The organism is Mesorhizobium sp. IMUNJ 23033 (assembly GCF_044778005.1).
Classification (GTDB): Bacteria; Pseudomonadota; Alphaproteobacteria; order Rhizobiales; family Rhizobiaceae; genus Mesorhizobium; species Mesorhizobium amorphae_A.
On record NZ_JBJACT010000010.1, the window covers coordinates 1 to 21067 of the forward strand.

Annotated in this window: 22 protein-coding genes and 1 pseudogene; 15 read left to right on the forward strand and 8 right to left on the reverse strand. The window is 63.8% G+C overall.

Annotated features, from left to right (window positions below):
- Positions 1-311: 311 nt before the first annotated feature.
- The gene (locus ACFX5Q_RS13150) at positions 312-740 is read right to left on the reverse strand and encodes a GNAT family N-acetyltransferase (RefSeq protein ID WP_404278410.1); all 429 of its coding nucleotides are present in this window, start codon (positions 738-740) and stop codon (positions 312-314) included.
- A 215-nt stretch (positions 741-955) separates the two neighbouring features.
- On the opposite strand from ACFX5Q_RS13150, the gene mdh reads away from it, so the two are divergent.
- The 12 genes from mdh to ACFX5Q_RS13210 all read left to right on the forward strand — a co-directional run bounded on the left by mdh (position 956) and on the right by ACFX5Q_RS13210 (position 12975).
- Positions 956-1924, forward strand: a complete 969-nt coding sequence (mdh, locus tag ACFX5Q_RS13155; protein WP_404278412.1) for a malate dehydrogenase — start codon at positions 956-958, stop codon at positions 1922-1924.
- 31 nt (positions 1925-1955) lie between these two features.
- Positions 1956-3149, forward strand: coding sequence for an ADP-forming succinate--CoA ligase subunit beta (gene sucC, locus ACFX5Q_RS13160; protein WP_404278414.1), 1194 nt, complete (start codon positions 1956-1958; stop codon positions 3147-3149).
- Between the two features lie 4 nt (positions 3150-3153).
- Positions 3154-3525, forward strand: a complete 372-nt coding sequence (locus ACFX5Q_RS13165) for a cupin domain-containing protein (RefSeq protein WP_404278416.1) — start codon at positions 3154-3156, stop codon at positions 3523-3525.
- A 50-nt stretch (positions 3526-3575) separates the two neighbouring features.
- Entirely contained in the window at positions 3576-4478 is a 903-nt protein-coding gene (gene sucD, locus ACFX5Q_RS13170; protein WP_192181726.1) for a succinate--CoA ligase subunit alpha, read from the forward strand.
- 148 nt (positions 4479-4626) lie between these two features.
- The gene (locus tag ACFX5Q_RS13175; protein WP_404278419.1) at positions 4627-7614 is read left to right on the forward strand and encodes a 2-oxoglutarate dehydrogenase E1 component; all 2988 of its coding nucleotides are present in this window, start codon (positions 4627-4629) and stop codon (positions 7612-7614) included.
- A gap of 31 nt (positions 7615-7645) precedes the next feature.
- Entirely contained in the window at positions 7646-8938 is a 1293-nt protein-coding gene (gene odhB, locus ACFX5Q_RS13180; protein WP_404278421.1) for a 2-oxoglutarate dehydrogenase complex dihydrolipoyllysine-residue succinyltransferase, read from the forward strand.
- A gap of 11 nt (positions 8939-8949) precedes the next feature.
- Entirely contained in the window at positions 8950-9219 is a 270-nt protein-coding gene (locus ACFX5Q_RS13185) for a hypothetical protein (protein ID WP_404278423.1), read from the forward strand.
- On the forward strand, positions 9219-9530 hold the full coding sequence (locus tag ACFX5Q_RS13190) for a hypothetical protein (RefSeq protein WP_404278426.1): 312 nt from the start codon (positions 9219-9221) through the stop codon (positions 9528-9530). Before ACFX5Q_RS13185 ends, ACFX5Q_RS13190 begins: the two co-directional genes overlap by 1 nt.
- Before the next feature lie 69 nt (positions 9531-9599).
- Positions 9600-10052 carry a hypothetical protein gene (locus ACFX5Q_RS13195; protein ID WP_404278766.1) on the forward strand — a complete coding sequence of 151 codons (453 nt, stop codon included), beginning with the start codon at positions 9600-9602 and terminating at the stop codon, positions 10050-10052.
- Positions 10049-10804 carry an SDR family oxidoreductase gene (locus ACFX5Q_RS13200; protein WP_404278428.1) on the forward strand — a complete coding sequence of 252 codons (756 nt, stop codon included), beginning with the start codon at positions 10049-10051 and terminating at the stop codon, positions 10802-10804. Before ACFX5Q_RS13195 ends, ACFX5Q_RS13200 begins: the two co-directional genes overlap by 4 nt.
- Positions 10805-10829: 25 nt before the next feature.
- On the forward strand, positions 10830-12233 hold the full coding sequence (gene lpdA / locus ACFX5Q_RS13205) for a dihydrolipoyl dehydrogenase (protein ID WP_404278430.1): 1404 nt from the start codon (positions 10830-10832) through the stop codon (positions 12231-12233).
- Positions 12234-12642: 409 nt separating this feature from the next.
- Complete coding sequence (locus ACFX5Q_RS13210; protein WP_404278432.1) at positions 12643-12975, forward strand: hypothetical protein; 333 nt, start codon at positions 12643-12645, stop codon at positions 12973-12975.
- Between the two features lie 94 nt (positions 12976-13069).
- Here the strand turns inward: ACFX5Q_RS13210 and ACFX5Q_RS13215 are convergent, their stop codons facing one another.
- The gene (locus ACFX5Q_RS13215; protein WP_404278434.1) at positions 13070-14137 is read right to left on the reverse strand and encodes a TraB/GumN family protein; all 1068 of its coding nucleotides are present in this window, start codon (positions 14135-14137) and stop codon (positions 13070-13072) included.
- A 74-nt stretch (positions 14138-14211) separates the two neighbouring features.
- Positions 14212-15150, reverse strand: a complete 939-nt coding sequence (locus ACFX5Q_RS13220) for a tyrosine recombinase XerC (RefSeq protein WP_404278436.1) — start codon at positions 15148-15150, stop codon at positions 14212-14214.
- Positions 15151-15263: 113 nt separating this feature from the next.
- Between ACFX5Q_RS13220 and rimM the strand changes: the two genes are divergently transcribed.
- Together rimM and trmD are read left to right on the forward strand one after the other, a co-directional pair.
- A complete protein-coding gene (rimM, locus tag ACFX5Q_RS13225; RefSeq protein WP_404278438.1) occupies positions 15264-15863 on the forward strand; it encodes a ribosome maturation factor RimM in 600 nt (199 codons plus the stop codon).
- A complete protein-coding gene (gene trmD / locus ACFX5Q_RS13230) occupies positions 15860-16558 on the forward strand; it encodes a tRNA (guanosine(37)-N1)-methyltransferase TrmD (protein ID WP_404278440.1) in 699 nt (232 codons plus the stop codon). The genes rimM and trmD overlap by 4 nt, the downstream gene beginning before the upstream one ends.
- A 46-nt stretch (positions 16559-16604) precedes the next feature.
- Here trmD and ACFX5Q_RS13235 read toward each other — a convergent pair.
- The 4 genes and pseudogenes from ACFX5Q_RS13235 to ACFX5Q_RS13250 all read right to left on the reverse strand — a co-directional run bounded on the left by ACFX5Q_RS13235 (position 16605) and on the right by ACFX5Q_RS13250 (position 18569).
- A pseudogene (locus ACFX5Q_RS13235) lies at positions 16605-17019 on the reverse strand (GFA family protein).
- A gap of 84 nt (positions 17020-17103) precedes the next feature.
- Positions 17104-17568 carry an SRPBCC family protein gene (locus ACFX5Q_RS13240; protein ID WP_404278442.1) on the reverse strand — a complete coding sequence of 155 codons (465 nt, stop codon included), beginning with the start codon at positions 17566-17568 and terminating at the stop codon, positions 17104-17106.
- Positions 17565-17885 carry a helix-turn-helix transcriptional regulator gene (locus ACFX5Q_RS13245; RefSeq protein ID WP_192181840.1) on the reverse strand — a complete coding sequence of 107 codons (321 nt, stop codon included), beginning with the start codon at positions 17883-17885 and terminating at the stop codon, positions 17565-17567. The genes ACFX5Q_RS13240 and ACFX5Q_RS13245 overlap by 4 nt, the downstream gene beginning before the upstream one ends.
- Before the next feature lie 57 nt (positions 17886-17942).
- Entirely contained in the window at positions 17943-18569 is a 627-nt protein-coding gene (locus tag ACFX5Q_RS13250; RefSeq protein WP_404278445.1) for a LysE family translocator, read from the reverse strand.
- A gap of 242 nt (positions 18570-18811) precedes the next feature.
- Between ACFX5Q_RS13250 and ACFX5Q_RS13255 the strand changes: the two genes are divergently transcribed.
- Positions 18812-20302 (forward strand): PLP-dependent aminotransferase family protein, encoded by a 1491-nt coding sequence (locus tag ACFX5Q_RS13255; RefSeq protein ID WP_404278447.1) that lies wholly within the window; start codon positions 18812-18814, stop codon positions 20300-20302.
- On the opposite strand, the gene ACFX5Q_RS13260 is transcribed toward ACFX5Q_RS13255, so the two are convergent.
- A complete protein-coding gene (locus tag ACFX5Q_RS13260) occupies positions 20284-21036 on the reverse strand; it encodes a sulfite exporter TauE/SafE family protein (RefSeq protein ID WP_404278449.1) in 753 nt (250 codons plus the stop codon). The genes ACFX5Q_RS13255 and ACFX5Q_RS13260 overlap by 19 nt on opposite strands.
- Between the last annotated feature and the right edge of the window lie 31 nt (positions 21037-21067).

The following is a 21067-nucleotide window of genomic DNA, read 5'->3' on the forward strand; positions in this document are numbered from 1 at the left end:
CTGCACTCGCGGCTCGCTCCGGATCAAAGAAACTCGCCATCGTCGCTGTCGCCAGAAAACTTCTGATCACTCTCAACGCCATCATTCGAGACAAAACCGCATTCGCATGAACACAGTTGCCATGCCGTGACTTACGAGCGCCGTGGCGGCGCAGATCCTTGCGAGACGTCGGCGGGAACGCCAAAGAGGGGAGCCCGTTCTGCATCGCTGCGTTTTCCTCCGCGTCACGGGATGGATCTTGGGGTCGGCGCGACGTCGCTTCGCTCCTGCTTCGCCCTAGGATGACGAAGGTGAAGAGGCTTCGGCCAAGCCTAAAGCTTATACACATACATGACGAACTCCTCCGCCGGTCCATGCGGCTCCCGGCGCGACTCGTAAAGCGCTCGCGCCGCAGCATTGTCCGGCTCGGTGCCGACCCACGTTTCCTCGCAGCCATTCTCCCTGCCGATCACAAACATCGCGTCGAGCATTTTTCGGGCGATGCCCTGGCGCTGGAAGGCCGGCGTCACGCCGACCTCGTCGATGTAGAGTTCGCTCACCTTGTCGGGGTGGCGATGGATGACGGCGGCGCATTCACCGACGACCACGCCGTCGGCCAGCGCCACAATCATGAAATGACCCGGCGAAGCGAGATAGGCGGCAAGCCTGTCCGGCCGCACCGGCTCGTCGAACACGTCTTCGGCGACATGCATCACAAGGGCGTCATCGCCCGCTTCCAGCCTTCTGATTTCGATCGTCATTGTGTAAATTCCTCGAAGTCGGCTCACAAACTTTGACGTTTACGTAAGTCCCAAATCATCTAACCGATTGAAATTCCTACGCCCAAAATAATCGTTTGAATTTCATCTCCACCGAGGCTATTTGGTGCGGCGAAAATCCGCGGTTCCCCGCAGCATTCCGGCCTCTTCCTCGACGCCGTTTGGCGCCGTCACAGACCAAGGGAAAACATCCTGACATGGCACGCAACAAGATAGCGCTCATCGGCTCTGGCATGATCGGCGGCACGCTCGCCCATATGATCGGCCTCAAGGATCTCGGCGATGTGGTGCTGTTCGATATCGCCGAGGGCATTCCGCAGGGCAAGGGGCTGGATATCGCGCAATCGTCGCCGGTGGACGGCTTCGACTCCAGGCTGACCGGTGTCAATGACTATGCCGGGATCGAGGGCGCCGATGTCTGCATCGTCACCGCCGGCGTGCCGCGCAAGCCGGGCATGAGCCGCGACGACCTTCTCGGCATCAACCTCAAGGTCATGGAACAGGTCGGCGCCGGTCTCAAGAAATACGCACCGAAGGCCTTCGTCATCTGCATCACCAACCCGCTCGACGCCATGGTCTGGGCGCTGCAGAAGTTTTCCGGCCTGCCCAAGACCCATGTCGTCGGCATGGCCGGCGTGCTCGACAGTTCACGTTTCCGCTATTTCCTGGCCGAGGAGTTCAAGGTGTCGGTCGAGGACGTCACCGCCTTCGTGCTCGGCGGCCATGGTGACTCGATGGTGCCGATGATCCGCTATTCGACTGTCGCCGGCATTCCGCTGCCCGACCTCGTCAAGATGGGCTGGACCTCGAAGGAAAAGCTCGACCAGATCGTGCAGCGCACCCGCGACGGCGGTGCCGAAATCGTCGGCCTGCTCAAGACCGGCTCGGCCTATTACGCGCCGGCCGCCTCGGCGATCTCGATGGCCGAAGCCTACCTCAAGGACAAGAAGCGCGTGCTGCCCTGCGCGGCGCATCTCTCCGGACAGTATGGCGTCAAGAACACCTATGTCGGCGTGCCCGTGGTGATCGGCGCCGGCGGCGTCGAGCGCATCATCGAGATCGACCTCAACAAGAGCGAGCAGAAGATGTTCGACGCTTCGGTGGCGACGGTGCAGGGCCTCACCGAGGCCTGCGTCAAGATCGCCCCGCACCTCGCCTCGAAGTGATCCCCCAGCAGCTGATCTGGAGACAACGCGTATGAACATCCATGAATATCAGGGCAAGGCGCTGCTGAAGAGTTTTGGCGCGCCGGTGGCCGAGGGCGTGCCGGTGTTCAAGGCGAGCGAGGCGGAAGCCGCCGCCAAGGCGCTGCCCGGCCCGCTCTATGTGGTGAAGAGCCAGATCCATGCCGGCGGCCGCGGCAAGGGCAAGTTCAAGGAGCTGTCGCCCGACGCCAAGGGCGGTGTCAGGCTGGCGAAGTCGGTGGCCGATGTCGTCGCCAATACCAACGAGATGCTCGGCAACACGTTGGTCACCAAGCAGACCGGCCCGGCCGGCAAGCAGGTCAACCGGCTTTATATCGAGGACGGCGCCGACATCGAGCGCGAGCTCTATCTGTCGATCCTGGTCGACCGTTCGGTCGGCCGCATCGCCTTCGTCGTCTCGACCGAGGGCGGCATGGACATCGAGGCGGTCGCCCACGACACGCCGGAGAAGATCATCACCGTCGCCGTCGACCCGGAAAAGGGCGTGACGGCGGATGACGTGAAGACGCTCAACAGCGCGCTGAAGCTCGACGGTGACGCGGCCAAGGACGGTGGCACGCTGTTCCCGCTGCTTTACAACGCCTTCGTCGAGAAGGACATGAGCCTGCTCGAGGTCAACCCGCTGATCGTCATGAAGAACGGCCGGCTGCGCGTGCTCGACGCGAAAGTGTCGTTCGACAACAACGCTCTCTTCCGCCACCCCGACGTGATGGAATTGCGCGATACCACCGAAGAGGACGAGAAGGAGATCGAGGCGTCGAAATACGACCTCGCCTATGTCGCGCTCGACGGCAACATCGGCTGCATGGTCAACGGCGCTGGCCTCGCCATGGCGACGATGGACATCATCAAGCTCTATGGCGCCGAACCCGCCAACTTCCTCGATGTCGGCGGCGGCGCTTCCAAGGAGAAGGTGACGGCGGCGTTCAAGATCATCACCCGGGATCCGGCGGTCGAAGGCATTCTGATCAACATCTTCGGCGGCATCATGAAGTGCGACATCATTGCCGAGGGCGTCATTGCCGCGGTCAAGGAGGTCGGGCTGCAAGTGCCGCTGGTGGTGCGGCTGGAAGGCACCAATGCCGAGCTCGGCAAGAAGATCATCAACGAGAGCGGCTTGAACGTGGTGTCGGCGGATGACCTTGACGACGCGGCCAAGAAGATCGTCAAGGCGGTGAAGGGCTAAGCCTGTGCCTCCGCGCAAGATAAACCTCGTCGAGGCGGCGGACCGGACGATCACTAAGGTGTTCGATCCGCACATCGCCGGCGACGTCAATGACAGCCAGGCGAAGGTCGCCAAGTTCGGCGACGTCTTCGACTGGCACGCGCATGACAATGAGGACGAAGCCTTCCTCGTCCTGCGCGGGCGTATCGCCATCGATTTCCGCGACGGGCCGGTCGAGCTCGGCGAAGGCGACTTCATCGTCGTGCCGCGCGGCGTCGAGCACCGGCCGCGCTCGCTGAGCGAACAGCCCATCGTGCTGATGTTCGAGCCGGCGACGACTTTAAACACCGGCAATGCCAAGAGCGACCTCACCGTCGCCGATCTCAAGCGGCTCTGACCATGACCGCGCAGCCTTCCTCGATCAACGGTTTTTAGAAAAGGGCTCCAATGTCCATTCTCGTCGACAAGAACACCAAGGTGCTGGTGCAGGGCCTGACCGGCAAGACCGGCACATTCCATACCGAACAGGCGCTCGCTTATCACGGCACCAAGATGGTCGGTGGCATCCACCCCAAGAAGGGCGGCGAGACCTGGACCGGCGCGACGGGCGAGAGCCTGCCGATCTTCGCCACCGTCGCCGAAGGCAAGGAAAAGACCGGCGCCAATGCCTCGGTGGTCTATGTGCCGCCGGCGGGTGCAGCTGAGGCGATCATCGAAGCGATCGAGGCGGAGATCCCGCTGATCGTCTGCATCACCGAAGGCATACCGGTGATGGACATGGTCAAGGTCAAGGCACGGCTCGACCGCTCGACTTCGCGGCTGATTGGGCCGAACTGCCCGGGCGTGCTGACGCCCGACGAATGCAAGATCGGCATCATGCCCGGCAACATCTTCCGCAAGGGTTCGGTCGGCGTTGTTTCCCGCTCTGGAACGCTTACCTATGAGGCAGTGTTCCAGACCACCAATGTCGGCCTCGGCCAGACCACTGCCGTCGGCATCGGCGGCGATCCGGTCAAAGGCACCGAGTTCATCGACGTGCTGGAGATGTTCCTCGCCGACGACGAGACCAAGTCGATCATCATGATCGGCGAGATCGGCGGCTCGGCCGAGGAAGACGCCGCGCAGTTCCTCAAGGACGAAGCCAAGCGTGGCCGCAGCAAGCCGATGGCCGGCTTCATCGCCGGGCGCACGGCGCCGGCCGGCCGCACCATGGGCCATGCGGGCGCGGTGATCTCTGGCGGCAAGGGCGGCGCCGAGGACAAGATCGCGGCGATGGAATCGGCCGGCATCAAGGTATCGCCGTCGCCGGCACGGCTGGGCACGACGCTGGTCGAGGCGATCAAAGGTTAAGTGAGTAGTGAATAGTGAATAGTGAATGGAAAGAGTGGGTGAGTAGCGGCGCGCAGTGGGGAATTCCCCTGCTTACTACCGACTATTCACTACTCACTATTCACCATTCACTCTGACAAGGAGACGGAGCCGGGCTCCGCAGACAAAAATGGCACGACAAGATCAGGCCAACGACCAGTTTTCGCTTACCTCTTTTCTTTATGGCGGCAATGCCGACTATATCGACGCGCTCTACGCCGCCTATGAGAACGATCCTGAATCGGTCAATCCCGAATGGCAGGACTTCTTCGCGGCGCTGCAGGATGACGCCGGCGATGTCCGCAAGAACGCCAAGGGCGCTTCCTGGGCGAGGCCGTCCTGGCCGCTGCAGGCCAATGGCGAACTGGTGTCGGCGCTCGACGGCAATTGGGGCCTCGTCGAGAAGGCGATCGAGAAGAAGGTCAAGGAGAAGGCGGTCGTCAACGGCGTCGCGCTGTCCGACGCCGACGTGCACCAGGCGACGCGCGATTCGGTGCGCGCCATCATGATGATCCGCGCCTACCGCATGCGCGGCCATCTGCACGCCAATCTCGACCCGCTCGGCATCGCCAAGCCGCTCGAGGACTATAACGAGCTGTCGCCGGAGAATTACGGCTTCGTCGCCGCCGACTACGACCGGCCGATCTTCCTCGACAATGTGCTCGGGCTTGAATTCGGCACGATCCGGCAGATGCTGGAGATCCTCACCCGCACCTATTGCTCGACGCTCGGCGTCGAGTTCATGCACATTTCCGACCCCGAGGAGAAGGCCTGGATCCAGGCGCGCATCGAAGGCGCCGACAAGGAGATCACCTTCACCGCTCCCGGCAAGAAGGCGATCCTGCAGAAGCTGATCGAGGCGGAAGGCTTCGAGCAGTTCATCGACGTCAAGTACAAGGGCACCAAGCGTTTCGGTCTCGATGGCGGCGAGTCGCTGATCCCGGCGCTGGAGCAGATCCTCAAGCGCGGCGGCCAGCTCGGCCTCAAGGAAGTCGTGCTGGGCATGGCGCATCGCGGGCGTCTCAACGTTCTCAGCCAAGTGATGGCCAAGCCGCACCGTGCCATCTTCCACGAATTCAAGGGCGGCTCGGCCGCTCCCGACGAGGTCGAGGGCTCGGGCGACGTCAAGTACCATCTCGGCGCATCGTCGGACCGCGAATTCGACGGCAACAAGGTGCATCTGTCGCTCACCGCCAATCCCTCGCATCTGGAAATCGTCGACCCGGTGGTGATGGGCAAGGCACGCGCCAAGCAGGACCAGTTCGCCGGCCGCGAGCGCGGTGAAATCGTGCCGCTGTCGGAACGCGCCAAGGTGATGCCGCTGCTGCTGCACGGCGACGCCGCCTTCGCCGGCCAGGGCGTGATCGCCGAGATCCTCGGCCTGTCGGGCCTGCGCGGCCATCGCGTCGCCGGCACGCTGCACTTCATCATCAACAACCAGATCGGCTTCACCACCAATCCGCGTTTCTCGCGCTCGTCGCCCTATCCGTCGGATGTGGCCAAGATGATTGAGGCGCCGATCTTCCACGTCAATGGCGACGACCCGGAAGCCGTGGTCCACGGCGCCAAGGTGGCGACCGAATTCCGCATGAAGTTCCACAAGCCAGTCGTGGTGGACATGTTCTGCTATCGCCGCTTCGGCCACAATGAGGGCGACGAGCCGGCCTTCACCCAGCCGATCATGTATCGCAGCATCCGCAACCACAAGACGACGGTGCAGATCTATGCCGATCGCCTGATCGCTGAAGGCCACATCACCCAGGCCGAGTATGACAAGATGAAGGCCGACTGGCGGGCGCATCTGGAATCGGAATGGGAGGTCGGCCAGCACTACAAGCCCAACAAGGCCGACTGGCTGGACGGCGCCTGGTCGGGCCTGCGCACGGCCGACAACCACGACGAACAGCGGCGCGGCAAGACAGCCGTGCCGGTCAAGACGCTGAAGGAAATCGGCAAGAAGCTGACCGAGGTGCCGAAGGATTTCGAGGCGCACAAGACGATCCTGCGCTTCCTTGAGAACCGCCGCCAGGCGATCGAATCCGGCGAAGGCATCGACTGGTCGACGGCAGAGGCGCTGGCCTTCGGCGCCATCCTGCTCGACGGCAATCCGATCCGGCTGTCCGGCCAGGATTCCGAGCGCGGCACCTTCTCGCAGCGCCATTCCGTGCTCTACGACCAGAGCGACGAAACCCGCTACATCCCGCTCAACAATCTGTCGGCGGCGCAGGCAGGCTACGAAGTCATCAACTCGATGCTGTCGGAAGAAGCGGTGCTCGGCTTCGAATACGGCTACAGCCTGGCCGAGCCGAAGGCGCTGACCTTGTGGGAAGCACAGTTCGGCGACTTCGCCAACGGCGCCCAGGTTGTGTTCGACCAGTTCATCTCGTCGGGTGAACGCAAGTGGCTGCGCATGTCCGGCCTCGTCTGCCTGTTGCCGCATGGCTATGAAGGCCAGGGGCCCGAACACTCATCGGCCCGGCTCGAGCGCTTCCTGCAGCTTTGCGCCGAGGACAACATGCAGGTGGCCAACGTCACCACGCCGGCTAACTATTTCCACATTCTGCGCCGGCAGCTGAAGCGCGATTTCCGCAAGCCGCTGATCCTGATGACGCCAAAGTCGCTGCTACGCCACAAGCGGGCGGTGTCGACGCTGCCGGAGATCTCGGGCGAAAGCTCGTTCCACCGGCTGCTGTGGGACGATGCCCAGCTGCTTTCCGGCCAGGCGATCAAGCTGGTCAAGGATTCCAAGATCCGCCGTGTCGTGCTGTGCTCGGGCAAGGTCTATTACGACCTCTACGAGGAGCGCGAGAAGCGCGGCATCAATGACATCTACCTGCTGCGCGTCGAACAGCTCTATCCGTTCCCGGCCAAGGCGCTGATCACCGAACTGTCGCGCTTCCGCAACGCCGAGATGGTGTGGTGCCAGGAGGAGCCCAAGAACATGGGCGCCTGGTCGTTCATCGATCCGTATCTCGAATGGGTGCTGGCGCATATCGACGCCAAGCATCAGCGGGTGCGCTACACCGGCCGGCCGGCTGCCGCTTCGCCGGCGACCGGACTGATGTCGAAGCATCTCAGCCAGCTCGCCGCCTTGCTCGACGACGCGCTCGGCGAATAGAACCCTTCAAGAGACAGAACGGACAGGCACAATGGCTACCGAAATCCGCGTCCCCACACTCGGCGAATCCGTCACCGAGGCGACCATTGGCAAATGGTTCAAGAAGGTCGGCGACACGATCGCCGCCGACGAGCCGCTGGTCGAGCTCGAAACCGACAAGGTGACGGTGGAGGTGCCGGCAGCAAGCGCCGGAACGCTGTCCGAGATCACCGTCAAGGAAGGCGAGACGGTCGAGGTCGGCGCGCTGCTGGGGACGATTTCGGCTGGCGCCGGCGCTCCGGCGGCCAAGTCAGAGGCCAAGCAGGAGACCAAGCCGCAGGCGGTGTCACAGGCGTCGAGCCCCGAGGCGGCGTCCACCGTCAAGCAGGCCGCGGCCGAGAGCGCCAAGATCGCCGGCGACGCCGGCGCGATCGAACAGCGCTCCATGCCGCCGGCGCCGGCCGCGGCAAAGCTGATCGCCGAGGCCAATCTCGCGGTCGACCAGATCGCGGGCTCGGGCAAGCGCGGCCAGGTGCTGAAGGGCGACGTGCTCGATGCCATCGCCAAGGGCGCGCCGTCGCAGCCGGCCGAGACGCCGAAGGCGGCACCGGTTGCCGTGCGCGCGCCGTCAACCGCCGACGACGCGTCGCGCGAAGAGCGCGTGCGCATGACCAAGCTGCGCCAGACCATCGCGCGCCGGCTCAAGGAAGCGCAGTCGACCGCCGCCATGCTCACCACCTTCAACGAGGTGGACATGAGCGCGGTGATGGCGCTGCGGACCAAATACAAGGACGTGTTCGAGAAGAAGCACGGCGTGAAGCTCGGCTTCATGGGCTTCTTCACCAAGGCGGTGACGCATGCGCTGAAGGAGATCCCCTCGGTCAATGCCGAGATTGACGCCACCGACATCATCTTCAAGAACTATGCCCATATCGGCGTCGCCGTCGGTACGGAAAAAGGCCTTGTCGTGCCGGTCGTGCGCGACGCCGACCAGATGTCGATCGCCGAGATCGAAAAGGATATCGGCCGGTTGGGTATTGCCGCGCGCGACGGCAAGCTCTCGGTGGCGGATATGCAGGGCGGCACCTTTACGATTTCCAACGGCGGCGTTTACGGGTCGTTGATGTCGACGCCGATCCTCAACGCACCGCAATCGGGCATTCTCGGCATGCACAAGATCCAGGACCGGCCGGTGGTGGTCGGCGGCCAGATCGTCATCAGGCCGATGATGTACCTGGCGCTGAGCTACGATCACCGCATCGTCGACGGCAAGGAAGCCGTGACCTTCCTGGTGCGCGTCAAGGAAAGCCTGGAGGATCCGGAACGGCTGGTGCTCGACCTTTAAGGTCTGGTGCTGTGGCTGAGCCTGTCGAGCCGATCGATCTGTTCGAGCTTGTCACGACAGGCCGGGCGGGGCCGATCGAACTCGGCAAAAGCAGCCGTGAAACGGTTCGAGGCTTGATCGACCCGGAGGATGTGCGGGCGGACAATTATTATCGCCACGGAGACACCGCGTCGGCGTGGTGCATCTATGGCACGAATTGCGAGTTCTTCTTCAGTCCCGATTTTCGCTTGCGGTCGATCAGCATCAAGCCTTCCACCGCAGGATTGGTAATCGGTATCTGATGGCGACCTGGCGCGGCGATTTCGAACTCAATCTTGGAAGGCATCCGGCAATTTTTTCCGGAAGCAAGCCGATTGCGCTTCACGCGCTGCCGAAGGCGCTGCAGTTCCTGAACAAATCCGAATTCAAGTGGAGAGTCGGTGGCGGCGATGAACGCGACATTTATGTCGAGCTGGCGGAAGGCTCCCGCTATTTGACTCTCAAATACGAGGTCAGCACCATTCCGGTGGACGGCAATGCAAAAATTGTCTTTGAGATAGACTACTTTCTGACTGCGGTCTCCATTGTCGACCGGGATGTTCAGGGCGGATAGAAGCGAATGACGATCCGGCCCTCCCGCATTTCCGAGCGTGCACTGGCTGCATCGATAGCAGTGGTCGTGATGGCACCGATTACCGCGCTCGCCGCCTGTCCGCTGGCGCTTGCCGTCTATGCGGATGCCGAAAGCGAGGCCGGCATCGATTTCAGGCCGACCATGGACTCGGCCACCGTCACCAACAGCTTCAAGATGGTGCTCGACAAGGGCGTCGTGCTGGACGGCATCGTCATGTGGACGGATGGCGTGGCACGGCCGCATGGTTCGCTGATGTACAAATGCCCGACAGGCGACGTCACCGGCGATGAGCTCGCCGCCTGCACGGTCTGGGAAGGTGTCGTCTACAGTTCCGACGACAAGGGCAATATCGCCTTGCTGCCGGCCGAAGGCGTCGACGCGCCGAAGACGCTGATCTTCCCCGACCTCGGGCCGTCCCTGCAGATGTCGGCGGCCTATGGCGCCAGCGGTTTTTCCAAGGTGCCGTGGGATGTGTTTCTGCTGAAGGGCTGCCAGGAATGAGCGCGGCGCAAAAGGTTCTTCTGGTCACCGGCGGCAGCCGCGGCATCGGTGCGTCGGTCTGCCGGCTCGGAGCGGAAGCCGGCTACCGCGTCGCAGTCAACTATGCCGCCAATGAAGGCGCCGCCAGGGCGCTGGTCGCTGAGATCGAGGCTGGCGGCGGCGAAGCGATCGCGGTCAGAGGCGATGTCGGCAAAGAGGCCGATGTCCTGGCAATGTTCGAGGCGGTCGACCGTGCCTGGGGGCGGCTCGATGCCTTCGTCAACAATGCCGGCATCGTCGACGTCAAGGCGCGCCTCGACGAGATGAGTGGCGCGCGGCTGGAACGCATGATGCGCATCAATGTCGTCGGATCCTTCCTCTGCGCGCGCGAGGCGGTCAGGCGCATGTCGACGCTGCACGGCGGCAAGGGTGGTGCCATCGTCAACGTCTCGTCGGCCGCCTCAGCGCATGGCTCGGCGGGTGAGTATGTCGACTACGCGGCATCCAAGGGCGCGATCGATACCTTCACCCTCGGGCTTGCCCGCGAGGTGGCGACCGAGGGCATCCGCGTCAATGCGGTGCGCCCGGGCATCATCGACACCGAAATCCATGCCTCCGGCGGCCAGCCCGACCGCGTGGCGCGCATCCAGGATACGCTGCCGATGAAAAGGGCGGGCACATCGGATGAAGTCGCGCGCGCAATCCTCTATCTGTTGTCGGACGCGGCGTCCTATTCGACGGGCGCGATCCTGAATGTAAGCGGCGGCCGCTGACGGCCGGACCAAGAAGGACACCATCATGGCTTATGACGTCGTTATCATCGGATCGGGACCCGGCGGCTATGTCTGCGCCATCAAGGCAGCACAGCTCGGGCTGAAGACGGCCGTGGTCGAGAAGAACGCGACTTTCGGCGGCACCTGCCTGAACATCGGATGCATCCCGTCCAAGGCGCTGCTGCATGCCTCCGAGGTGTTCGCTGAGGCCGGCCATTCCTTCGACGCGCTCGGCGTCGAGGTGACGCCGAAGCTCAATCTGAAGAAGATGATGGCGCACAAGGACGCAACGGTGGCGGCCAACGTCAACGGCGTCGCCTTCTTGTTCAAGAAGAACAAGATCAATAGTTTTCACGGCACCGGCAAGGTGGTCGCGGCCGGCAAGGTCTCGGTCACCGGCGAGGACGGCAAGGTCGAGGAGATCGAGACCAAGAACATCGTCATCGCCACCGGTTCCGACGTCGCCGGCATTCCCGGCGTCAAGGTCGATATCGACGAGAAGGTCATCGTGTCGTCGACCGGCGCGCTGTCGCTGGCCAAGGTGCCGGGCCATCTGGTGGTGGTTGGCGGCGGCGTCATCGGGCTCGAACTCGGCTCGGTGTGGGCGCGGCTCGGCGCCAAGGTCACCGTCGTCGAGTTCCTCGACACGATCCTCGGCGGCATGGACGGCGAGGTCTCCAAGCAGTTCCACCGCATGCTTTCCAAGCAAGGCTTCGAGTTCAAGCTCGGCGCCAAGGTCACCGGCGTCGCCAAGGCCAAGAAGGGTGCGACCGTCACTTTCGAACCGGTGAAGGGCGGTGCCGCCGAGACGATCGAGGCCGATGCGGTGCTGATCTCGACCGGGCGCAGCGCCTATTCCGACAGTCTCGGGTTGAAGGAAGCCGGCGTCGAGGTCGACGAGCGCGGCCGGGTCAAGACTGACGGCCATCTCAGGACCAATGTGCCGGGCATCTACGCTATCGGCGACGTCATCGCCGGGCCGATGCTGGCGCACAAGGCTGAGGACGAGGGCGTGGCGGTGGCAGAGTCGATTGCCGGCCAGGCCGGCCACGTGAATTATGACGTGATCCCGAACGTCGTCTACACCAGCCCGGAAATCGCCTCGGTCGGCAAGACCGAGGAGGAGCTGAAGAAGGCCGGCATCGACTACAAGGCCGGCAAATTCCCGTTCACGGCCAACGGCCGGGCGCGCGCCATGCTGCACACCGACGGCTTCGTCAAGATACTGGCCGACAAGGCGAGCGACCGCGTGCTTGGCGTCCACATCGTCGGCTTCGGCGCCGGCGAGATGATCCACGAGGCGGCGGTGCTGATGGAATTCGGCGGCTCGTCGGAAGATCTCGCCCGCACCTGCCATGCGCACCCGACAATGTCGGAAGCGGTGAAGGAAGCGGCGCTGGCCACGTTCTTCAAGCCGATCCACATCTAAGGCCCCTTCATAAACTCTACTCCGGCGGCCATCTGACGCGGTTTTCTGCGCTTCCGGTGCTCACGGCCCCAAATGTCCGCTGCGCGCCGGTTCTCGAAAACCACGCCAGCTGACTCACCGGAGCGAGTTTCTAAAGGAGCCTTTCGCGTGTCTTGCCCCAAAACAAAACGGCCCGCTTTGCAGCGGGCCGTTCGTCGTTGAATTCAGGGCCTGATCAGTTGGCCGGTGCGGGCGCCGGGGCTGGTGCAGGCGCCGGTGCAGGTTCTGGAGCAGGCGCCGGGGCTGGTGCGGGAGCCGGAGCGGGTTCTGGCGCAGGTGCGGGAGCCGGTTCGGCGGGCTTCATCGGCTCAGCCGGTGCGGGCGCAGGCGCCGGTGTGCTGGCGGCCGGCGGTTCGGCGGGCGCCGAGGGGTGTTCGCCGCTTCTTCCGAAAACATAGTACGCGACGATGGCCAGGATGATGACAACCAGGGCAATCAGCCAGCCGCTACCGCCGCCACCCGATTTGGGCGCAGGGCCAGGAGAGGTGAAGGGGTCGTTTGGGTTCGCCATAAAGTGTCCTCCGAGGATGAAAAGTATCAATCAACACCCATCAACGCGCAACCGTTGAACGGGTTTCATACTACGCTTGGAAAATGCCGAAAGCAGGGCAATTTTAACCCGGAATCGCTGGTTGGCATGTATTTCCCCCGCAAATTTGGCCGCGAGCGAGCGGAAGCCAACCGCTTTGGCCTTTTTCGCTGAAAACAGGACCCGTCCGCCATCGATCTGCGAATCAGGGCGAATCCCGACAAGGACGGCGACTCGCGTGATTCGACGTGCAACCCGACCGTGCAGATCAGCGCACGGCGGTGACGGTATAACCCGCCTTGCGAAAATCCTCGACCAGGCCTTGCGCGCCCGGAAGGTGCATGGCGCCGACCGCCATGAAGGCGTTGCCGCGAGCGAGGATTGGTCCGGCATGGTCAGCCATCACCTGGTTGCGGCTGGTGATCATGGTTTGATCGAAGGCCGCGTAGCCCGCCGCGTCGTCGCCATCGCCTGGCAGGATCGCGCGGAACAGCGGCCAGAACATGCCGGTGTCGCCGTTCAAGTAGAGCACGATCATGGTTTCGTTGACGTCGTTTATCCTGTCGCCGAGCTTGAGTGTGTCGACCAGCCCCTTCATGTGAAAGGCGAGCGGCAGCGAGGCCATGGCGCGCAGCTGGCCGGCGACCGTTTCCAGACCTTCGACGGTCTTGCCTGAAGCCATGGCATCCTGCGCGAGCTTGACGTCGAGCACCGGCGTGCCGCCGGCCTGGCGGGCGACCTCGCAAACCGGGAGCGCCACCATGGCCGACAACAGCCACGGCTTCATCTTGGACACGCTGCCCGGCGGAATGCCGCGTGCGTCGAGTGCCTTGTTCACCACCGCGGCATCGTCCGGCGACAGCAGCGACGACAGCGTGGTGTTGTCGGTGAACATCATCAGGTCCGGCTCGTTGAGCATGGCCGCCATCATCTTCTGCTTGTCGAGCACTTCCGTGGTCTCGATGATGATAGTGTCTGCGGCGTCATAGGCCGTTTGCGCGGCGGGCGGCAGCGTGGTGACGCGCGGGTCGGTCATATGCATGGTGCCGAACAGCCAGGATGGCTTCTCGCCGGCCTTTTCCAGTTTCCACAACAATCCCTTGCCGTTCGGGGTCGCGGCCGCCTCCGTCTCGATCTTGCGGTAGGTGTCCGGGTTGTCCTTCTGCAATGCCGACAGCATGTCGGCACCGCTGCAGACCGGCGTCTGCGCATGCGCCCTGCCGGCCGCAAGCAGCGCGACGATCAGGAAAGACAGGAAAAACAGGACGTTGAACGCAACAAGCAGCTTGAGCGACACAGAGGCCGCGCGGTCAGCGGTGGCGATGACACGTTTCATGGCCTGCGTCTTAAGGGAAAAAAGCGGCAAAACGGTTAACCGGCGTGGCAAAATTGTTCTGAGACCCAAGCCGATCACGCCCTCGGATGCGCGGAGTCGTAGATTTCGAGCAGCCGTGCGGTGTCGACGCCGGTGTAGATCTGGGTGGTCGACAGGCTGGCATGGCCTAAGAGTTCCTGGATGGTTCGGAGGTCGCCGCCGCGTCCGAGCAGATGCGTGGCGAAGGAATGGCGCAGCGCGTGCGGTGTCGCCGTATCCGGCAAATTGAGCGCCGAGCGCAGTTTTGCCATCTCGCGCTGGACGATGGCCGGATTGAGCGGACCGCCGCGGGCGCCGCGAAACAGCAGCCCCTTCGGGTCGATATGATAGGGGCAGAGCCGCCGGTATTCGGCAACTGCCCTGAGCGCCACCGGCAGCACCGGCACCAGCCGCGTCTTGCCGCCCTTGCCGGTGATGCGCAGCACGGTGTCGGTCTCCGACGACAGGTCGGCGCCGCTGAGGCCGAGCGCCTCGGAAATGCGCAGGCCCGAGCCATAGAGCAGCGTCAGCACAGCGGCGTTGCGGGCGGCGATCCATGGCTCCTCCGCCAACTGGCCCTCCACCGAAACGACGTGCCGCGCGTCGCCGGCGGTCAGCGGCTTGGGCAGCGACTTCGGCTGGCGCGGCGCGCGCAGCGCTGCCGCGCCCGCCGCATTGGCGAGGCCGCGCCGTTCGAGAAAGCGCAGCAGCGAGCGGATGCCGGCCAGCCCTCGCCCGAGCGTGCGGGCGCTGGCGCCGGCGTTGCGGCGGGCGGCGAGAAAGCCGCGCAGGTCTGCCGGGCGCAGATCGGCGATATCCGAAATTCCGGGCGGGCCGCCGCAATGTCCGGTCAGGAAATGCAGGAACTGGCGCGTGTCGCGCTCATAGGCTTCGACGGTTTCCGGCGACAGCCGGCGTTCGCGCGCCAGCATCTTCAGCCAGCTTTCGCGCGCTGCCTGAAGGTCGGGCTTTGCCGGGATGAGGAATTCCTGCATGGCGCTCTTCCAGTTCCCGGCCATTTTCCGGCAGCCGGGTTAGGAAGCGGTGAAGAGCGCGTCATTGAAATGACAACTGGCTAGGGATAGAGCAAGGCAAAGGACCTTTCGCCATGAGCAAGCCCCAGAACCCCGTCCAGATGGCCGTGATCGGCGCCGCGCATGGCATCAAGGGCGAAGTGCGCGTCAAGACGTTCACCGGCGAGCCGCTTGCGCTGGCCGATTACGGGCCGCTCTATGCCAGGGACGGCCGCGCCTTCCAGATCATCGACATCAGGCCGGCCAACACCGTGGTCGTGGTGCGGTTCAAGGGCGTCAGCGACCGCAACGCCGCCGAGGCGCTCGCCGGCACGGAACTCTTCGTCGACCGCTCGATGCTGCCGGACGATGGCGAGGAGGACGAATTCTACCATGCCGACCTGGTCGGCCTGGCGGTCAGGGACGACACCGGCGCCGAGATCGGCAAGGTCGTGGCGGTACACAATTTTGGTGGCGGCGACATACTCGACGTGACTCTAGGCGGGCGCAAGGGCGTGCTGATCCCGTTCACGCAGGCCGCCGTGCCGCAAGTGTCGATCGCCGAGGGTTTTGTTCGCGTCGATCCGGCGGCCGCCGGCCTGGTCGACGACGAGGACAGCGAGGCGTCCGGCCGCGACGGTTTCGATCCGAAGGGCCGGCCGCGCGGACCAAGGGATGCCGGGGGCAACCGGTGAGCTTTGCCGCCTCGGTGCTGACGCTCTATCCCGAGATGTTTCCGGGCGCGCTCGGCCTGTCGCTGGCCGGGCGGGCGCTGGAGGCCGGGACATGGTCGCTGGACGCGATCCAGATCCGCGATTTCGCCACCGACCGGCACCGCACCGTCGACGACACGCCTGCCGGCGGCGGCGCCGGCATGGTAATGCGCGCCGACGTGCTGGCGAAGGCGATCGACCATGCTTCGCCGCCGGGCGATGCGCGACCGCGCCTGCTGATGAGTCCGCGTGGAAAACCGTTGACGCAGGCTCGGGTACGCGAGCTCGCCGCCGGGCCGGGCGCTGTCATCCTCTGCGGCCGTTTCGAAGGCGTCGACCAGCGGCTGATCGAGGCGCGCGGGCTGGAGGAGGTTTCGGTCGGCGACTTCATCCTCTCCGGCGGCGAGCCGGCCGCACTGGTGCTGCTCGACGCGGTGGTGCGGCTTTTGCCCGGCGTCATGGGCAATGCGGTGTCGGGCGAGGAAGAAAGTTTTGAGAACGGTCTGCTCGAACACCCACACTATACAAGGCCGCAGGAGTTCGAGGGCCGACCGATCCCCGAGGTGCTGATGTCGGGCAATCACAAGAAGATCGCCGCCTGGCGGCGTGCGGAGTCCGAGGCGCTCACAATAACACGACGGCCGGACCTGGTGCAGAACGGCAAGATCAAAGGCTGAGATCGCTTCAGAGTCTCTGGCGACAACTTGGCTACCCTGTTGGCTATTAGCCGGGCATCCGCTCGAACTTCTGCAAGACGGGATCCCATCGTGTCCCAGGCATGGCCGCGAATGCTGTATGTCACAACCCGCGGATTGAATTGGCCTGGGTCGTCAAGGCTGGTCGCGTGGACCGCGATCAGGTCCGGCATGGCGGCGAATGTCAGATAGACCGGCGTTCCGCAGGTCGGGCAGAAGGCATGCACCTTTTCGTTGCCGCTGTCGCCCGCCAACCGCCAGGTTTTCGCTTCGCCGGTGATTGCCATATCGGCGCGCCGGCCGAAGGTCAGATAGGATCCGTGGCCAGTGCCACTGCGTTTCTGGCAATCATGGCATTGGCAGTGGTTCTCGAAGATGGGTTCGCTGCTCGTTTCGTAACGGATTGCGCCGCACGCACATCCGCCGCCATAGATCTTGCTCATCGTCGTTCTCCCGCTAACTCTTTGTTTTCACGCAATTTCGGACGGAAAACCGCTACGCACTTTTCCTGGAATCGCTCTAGCGTTTCAGGCCGATTTCGGCTTGGCGAAAAGGTCGATTCCGCTGCCGGTTTCGAGGAAGGATTTCATGCTGGACAGCACCGCCGGCCAGCCCTGGCTGATGCCTTTCGCCATGCCGCTGCCGGCTTCGAGCTCGTCATGGGTGACGGTCAGCCGCACCATGGTCTCGTATTCCTCGATGCCGAACGTCACCCGGCTGTACTGCGACGGATCGTCGGCCTGCGAGGCGTTCGCCCAGGTCATCACGAGACGGGTCGGCGGCGAGATTTCGGCGACCTTGCCAACGAGTTCGACGGTGCGCTCGTCATTGGCGCGGATATGTTCCCATTTCGATCCCGCCTTCCAGTCGGAGACGTTCTCGTGGCCCCAGTAGCGCCTGGCGATATCGGGCCTGGTTATGGCCTCGAACACTTTTTGCGGCGTAGAGCGGATATAGGTCACGTAGACAAAACTGGTCGTCTCTCTGGTCATCGGTCCTCTCCTTCGAGTTCTTGCTTCAGGTCGTGCAGCAGGCTGAGCCGCTGCCGTTCGAATTTTCGCACCCACCGCTCGTAGATGTCGTGCAGCGGCACGGGGTTGATGAAGTGCAGCTTTTCCCGGCCACGCCGGACCGTGCTCACCAGATTGGCCGCCTCCAGCAGGTCGATGTGCTGAGTGGCGGACTGCCTTGCCATCTCCAGGTTTTCGCACAGCTGGCCGAGCGTCTGCCCGTTCTGCTCGCACAGAAGGTCAAGCAGCTTTCTGCGTGTCGGGTCGCCCAGCGCTTTGAAAACCTTGTCGGCGTCCATCGCCCTCACTCCGTTGTGAGGCCAACATGCAGGTAAATACCTGCATGTCAATGAAGCTCAGCCGTGTTTCATCGCGGCGGCGGACAGGCCGGTCATGACGAACGTGATGCCTGCGCCGATATTGATCCCGGCAACCGCGCGCGGACGGCTAAGCAGCCATCGGCTCAAAACCGAAGCAAAGCCGCCGATGAGCGAAAGGCCGATGGCGGCGATGATGGCAAGCCAGGCGCCGTAGGTCAGCATCTGCGTGTTGACCGGGCCGCGGTCGGCGCTGACGAACTGCGGGATGAAGGCAAGCACGAACAGTCCGATCTTCGGATTGAGGACGTTCGACATCAGCCCCGCCAGGTAGATCGCGTGAAGAGGCCGCCGCGCCGTCGGCGCGAAACTGACGAGATTTCGCGAGAACAGCGCCTTCGCCCCCAGCCAGACAAGATATGCAGCTCCGGCGAGTTTTAGCGCCAGGAACGCGGCGGCCGAGGTCTGGATCAGCAGCGCCAGCCCGAAGGTGGCGGCAAGCGAGTGGATCAGGATGCCGGTGCCGGCCCCCATTCCCGATACCGTCGCCGCGAGGCGGCCCTGGCTCAGGCCGCGCGCAATCGAGAGCACGATGTCGGGTCCGGGCGCGAGCACGATCAGGACGCTCGCGATTGTGTAGGCCAACCAGATATCGATCGGAAACATGGCTCAGTCCTCCGTGTGAATGCGTTGGTGTCGGCTGGCTGTTTTGCGTGGTCCATTTCGACCACCAGGCTCGGGGCCGACATCGGTCATGGGCTGAACGGTAGATCGCCAGCGTCAGCACGCACAGTCACAGCCAGCGGGCATCTGATATGGTACAGTGAGGATTATCGGGCATCTGTACCAGGCGAAGTGCCTGCAATCTGTGTCAGTCGGCTCAGTCGATTTTGCGGTAGGCATTGCACATGCAAGACGATCAATCCGCAGAGGTCCTTTACCTGCAGCTCGCGCATTCGATCGCGACGCCGATCCGGGCGGGTACGCTGATGCGGGGCGAACGCATTCCCTCCGTGCGCGAACTGGCGCGCAGCCGCGCCGTGTCGATCGGCACCGTGCTGCAGGCCTATCGCATGCTGGAGGATGCGCACCTGATCGAAGCGCGACCGCGCTCGGGCTATTTCGTCGCGACACGGTCGCCGAGCCTGCCCGAACCGGAGACATCGAATCCGCCGGCAGATTCCATGGCGGTGGACGTCGGTTCGCTCGCGGCGCGAGTGATGCATCTCGCGCACGATCCCGCCTACATCTCCTTCGGCGCTGCCTGTCCGAGTGCGGACCTGTTTGCCGAGGAGCGTGTCCGCCGTGCCGTCAGCCGCGCCGTGCAACGCCACCGGGCGACACTGTGCAACTACACGACCGGCTATGGCGACGAGAGCCTGCGGCGCGCCATTGCACGCCATGCGCTACGCATGGGCTGCCAGCTCGACCCACAGGACATCGTCGTGACCAACAGCTGCCTGGAATCGATCACGCTGTGCCTGCGGGCGGTGACGAAACCGGGCGACATCGTTGCGCTGGAATCGCCGACCCTGTTTGCCTTCCTGGAGATCCTCGAGAACCTGCACCTGCGCGCGCTCGAGATCCCGACCCATCCACGCACCGGCTTCTCGCTCGATGCGCTGCAATTCGCCTTCGACACTCAACCGATCAAGGCCGTGCTCGCAGTGCCCACGCTTTCCAATCCGATCGGATCAAGTATTCCCGTGGCCGACCGGCAGCATTTGGCGCGGATGGTTGCCGACCGTGGCATCCCGCTGGTCGAGGACGTCCTCTACAACGATCTCGCCGAGCTGGACGAACAGCGCCGCGCGGTGCGCTCATTCGATGCGACCGGGCACGTCATGATGTGCGGGTCGTTCTCCAAGACGATCGCGCCAGGCCTTCGGCTTGGCTGGGTGGAGGCCGGGCGCTGGGGTGCCAAGCTCGTGCGCCTGAAGGAATCGACCAGCGGCAGCCAGACGGCGGTGCTGGAGCGTGCAATGGCCGACCTCTTGACGCAGCCGGGCATCGAGGCCGGATACCGTCAATTGCGCGCGACGGTCGCGACGCGGGTCGACGAGGCGCGCGGATTGATAGCGCGGAATTTTCCAGCGGGAACGCGCGTCACCGATCCGCAGGGCGGGTTTATTCTCTGGGTGGAACTGCCGCACAGCATCGACTCGCTTGAGCTGTTCCGGGTCTGCCTGGCGGAGAACATCGTGATTGCGCCTGGAAAGATGTTCAGCGCCACAAACCATTTCGGCCACTGCATCCGGCTGGGGCTGGGCGGACGCTGGGACGATGCCCACCGGCACGCACTGCGGCGGGTGGGGGAGCTGGCGAATTCCATGGTGACGAACGAGACCGATGCCGAGAAAGCTTCCGGCAATGGTCGGGTTCACCCCTTGGCGAAGTAATAGAAGGCGAGAAAGAGGCCGACGGCGACGACGAAGCCGCGCACGACATTTTGCGGCACGCGTTTGGCGATCCAGACGCCGGCATAGCCACCGAGCGCGCCGCCCGGGATCATGACGATCGCCTGCGGCCAGGCGATGACGCCGCCGGAGACGAAGACCAGGATGGCGATCGCGGCGATGACCATGGCCAGCATGTTCTTCAGTGCGTTCAGCTTGTGATAGTCGCCTGACTGGGTAAGGCCAAGCGTCGCCAGCATCATCACGCCCATGCCCGCGCCGAAGAAGCCGCCATAGATGGAGGTCAGGAACTGTGCCAGCGAGCCGACGAGCGAGCCCACAGACGCTTCATGATCCGGCTTCGGCGACGGCTTCAGCCATGGCCCGGCAGCGAAGAGAGCAGTTGCGGCCAGCAGCAGCCACGGCACCATGGCGCGGAAGGACGGATTGTCGAGCGCCAAAAGGATGAGCGCGCCGGCCAGCGCGCCGAAGGCCGAGATCAGACAGAGCAGCAATGCCTGGCGCCAGAAATGTCTGATGTCTGCGGCGTAGGCGAGCGTCGAGGTGACGTAGCCGGGAAACTGCGTCACCGAAGAGGTGGCGTTGGCGACGATCGGCGGCAGGCCGACCAGCGTCATGGCACCGAAGGTGATGAACGTGCCGCCGCCGGCGACCGCGTTGGCGGCGCCTGACAAAAAACCCGCCAGAAAGAGCAGGATCACGTCGAAAACAGACATCAGGGCGCCGCCGAAGACTGAATGCTTGCCC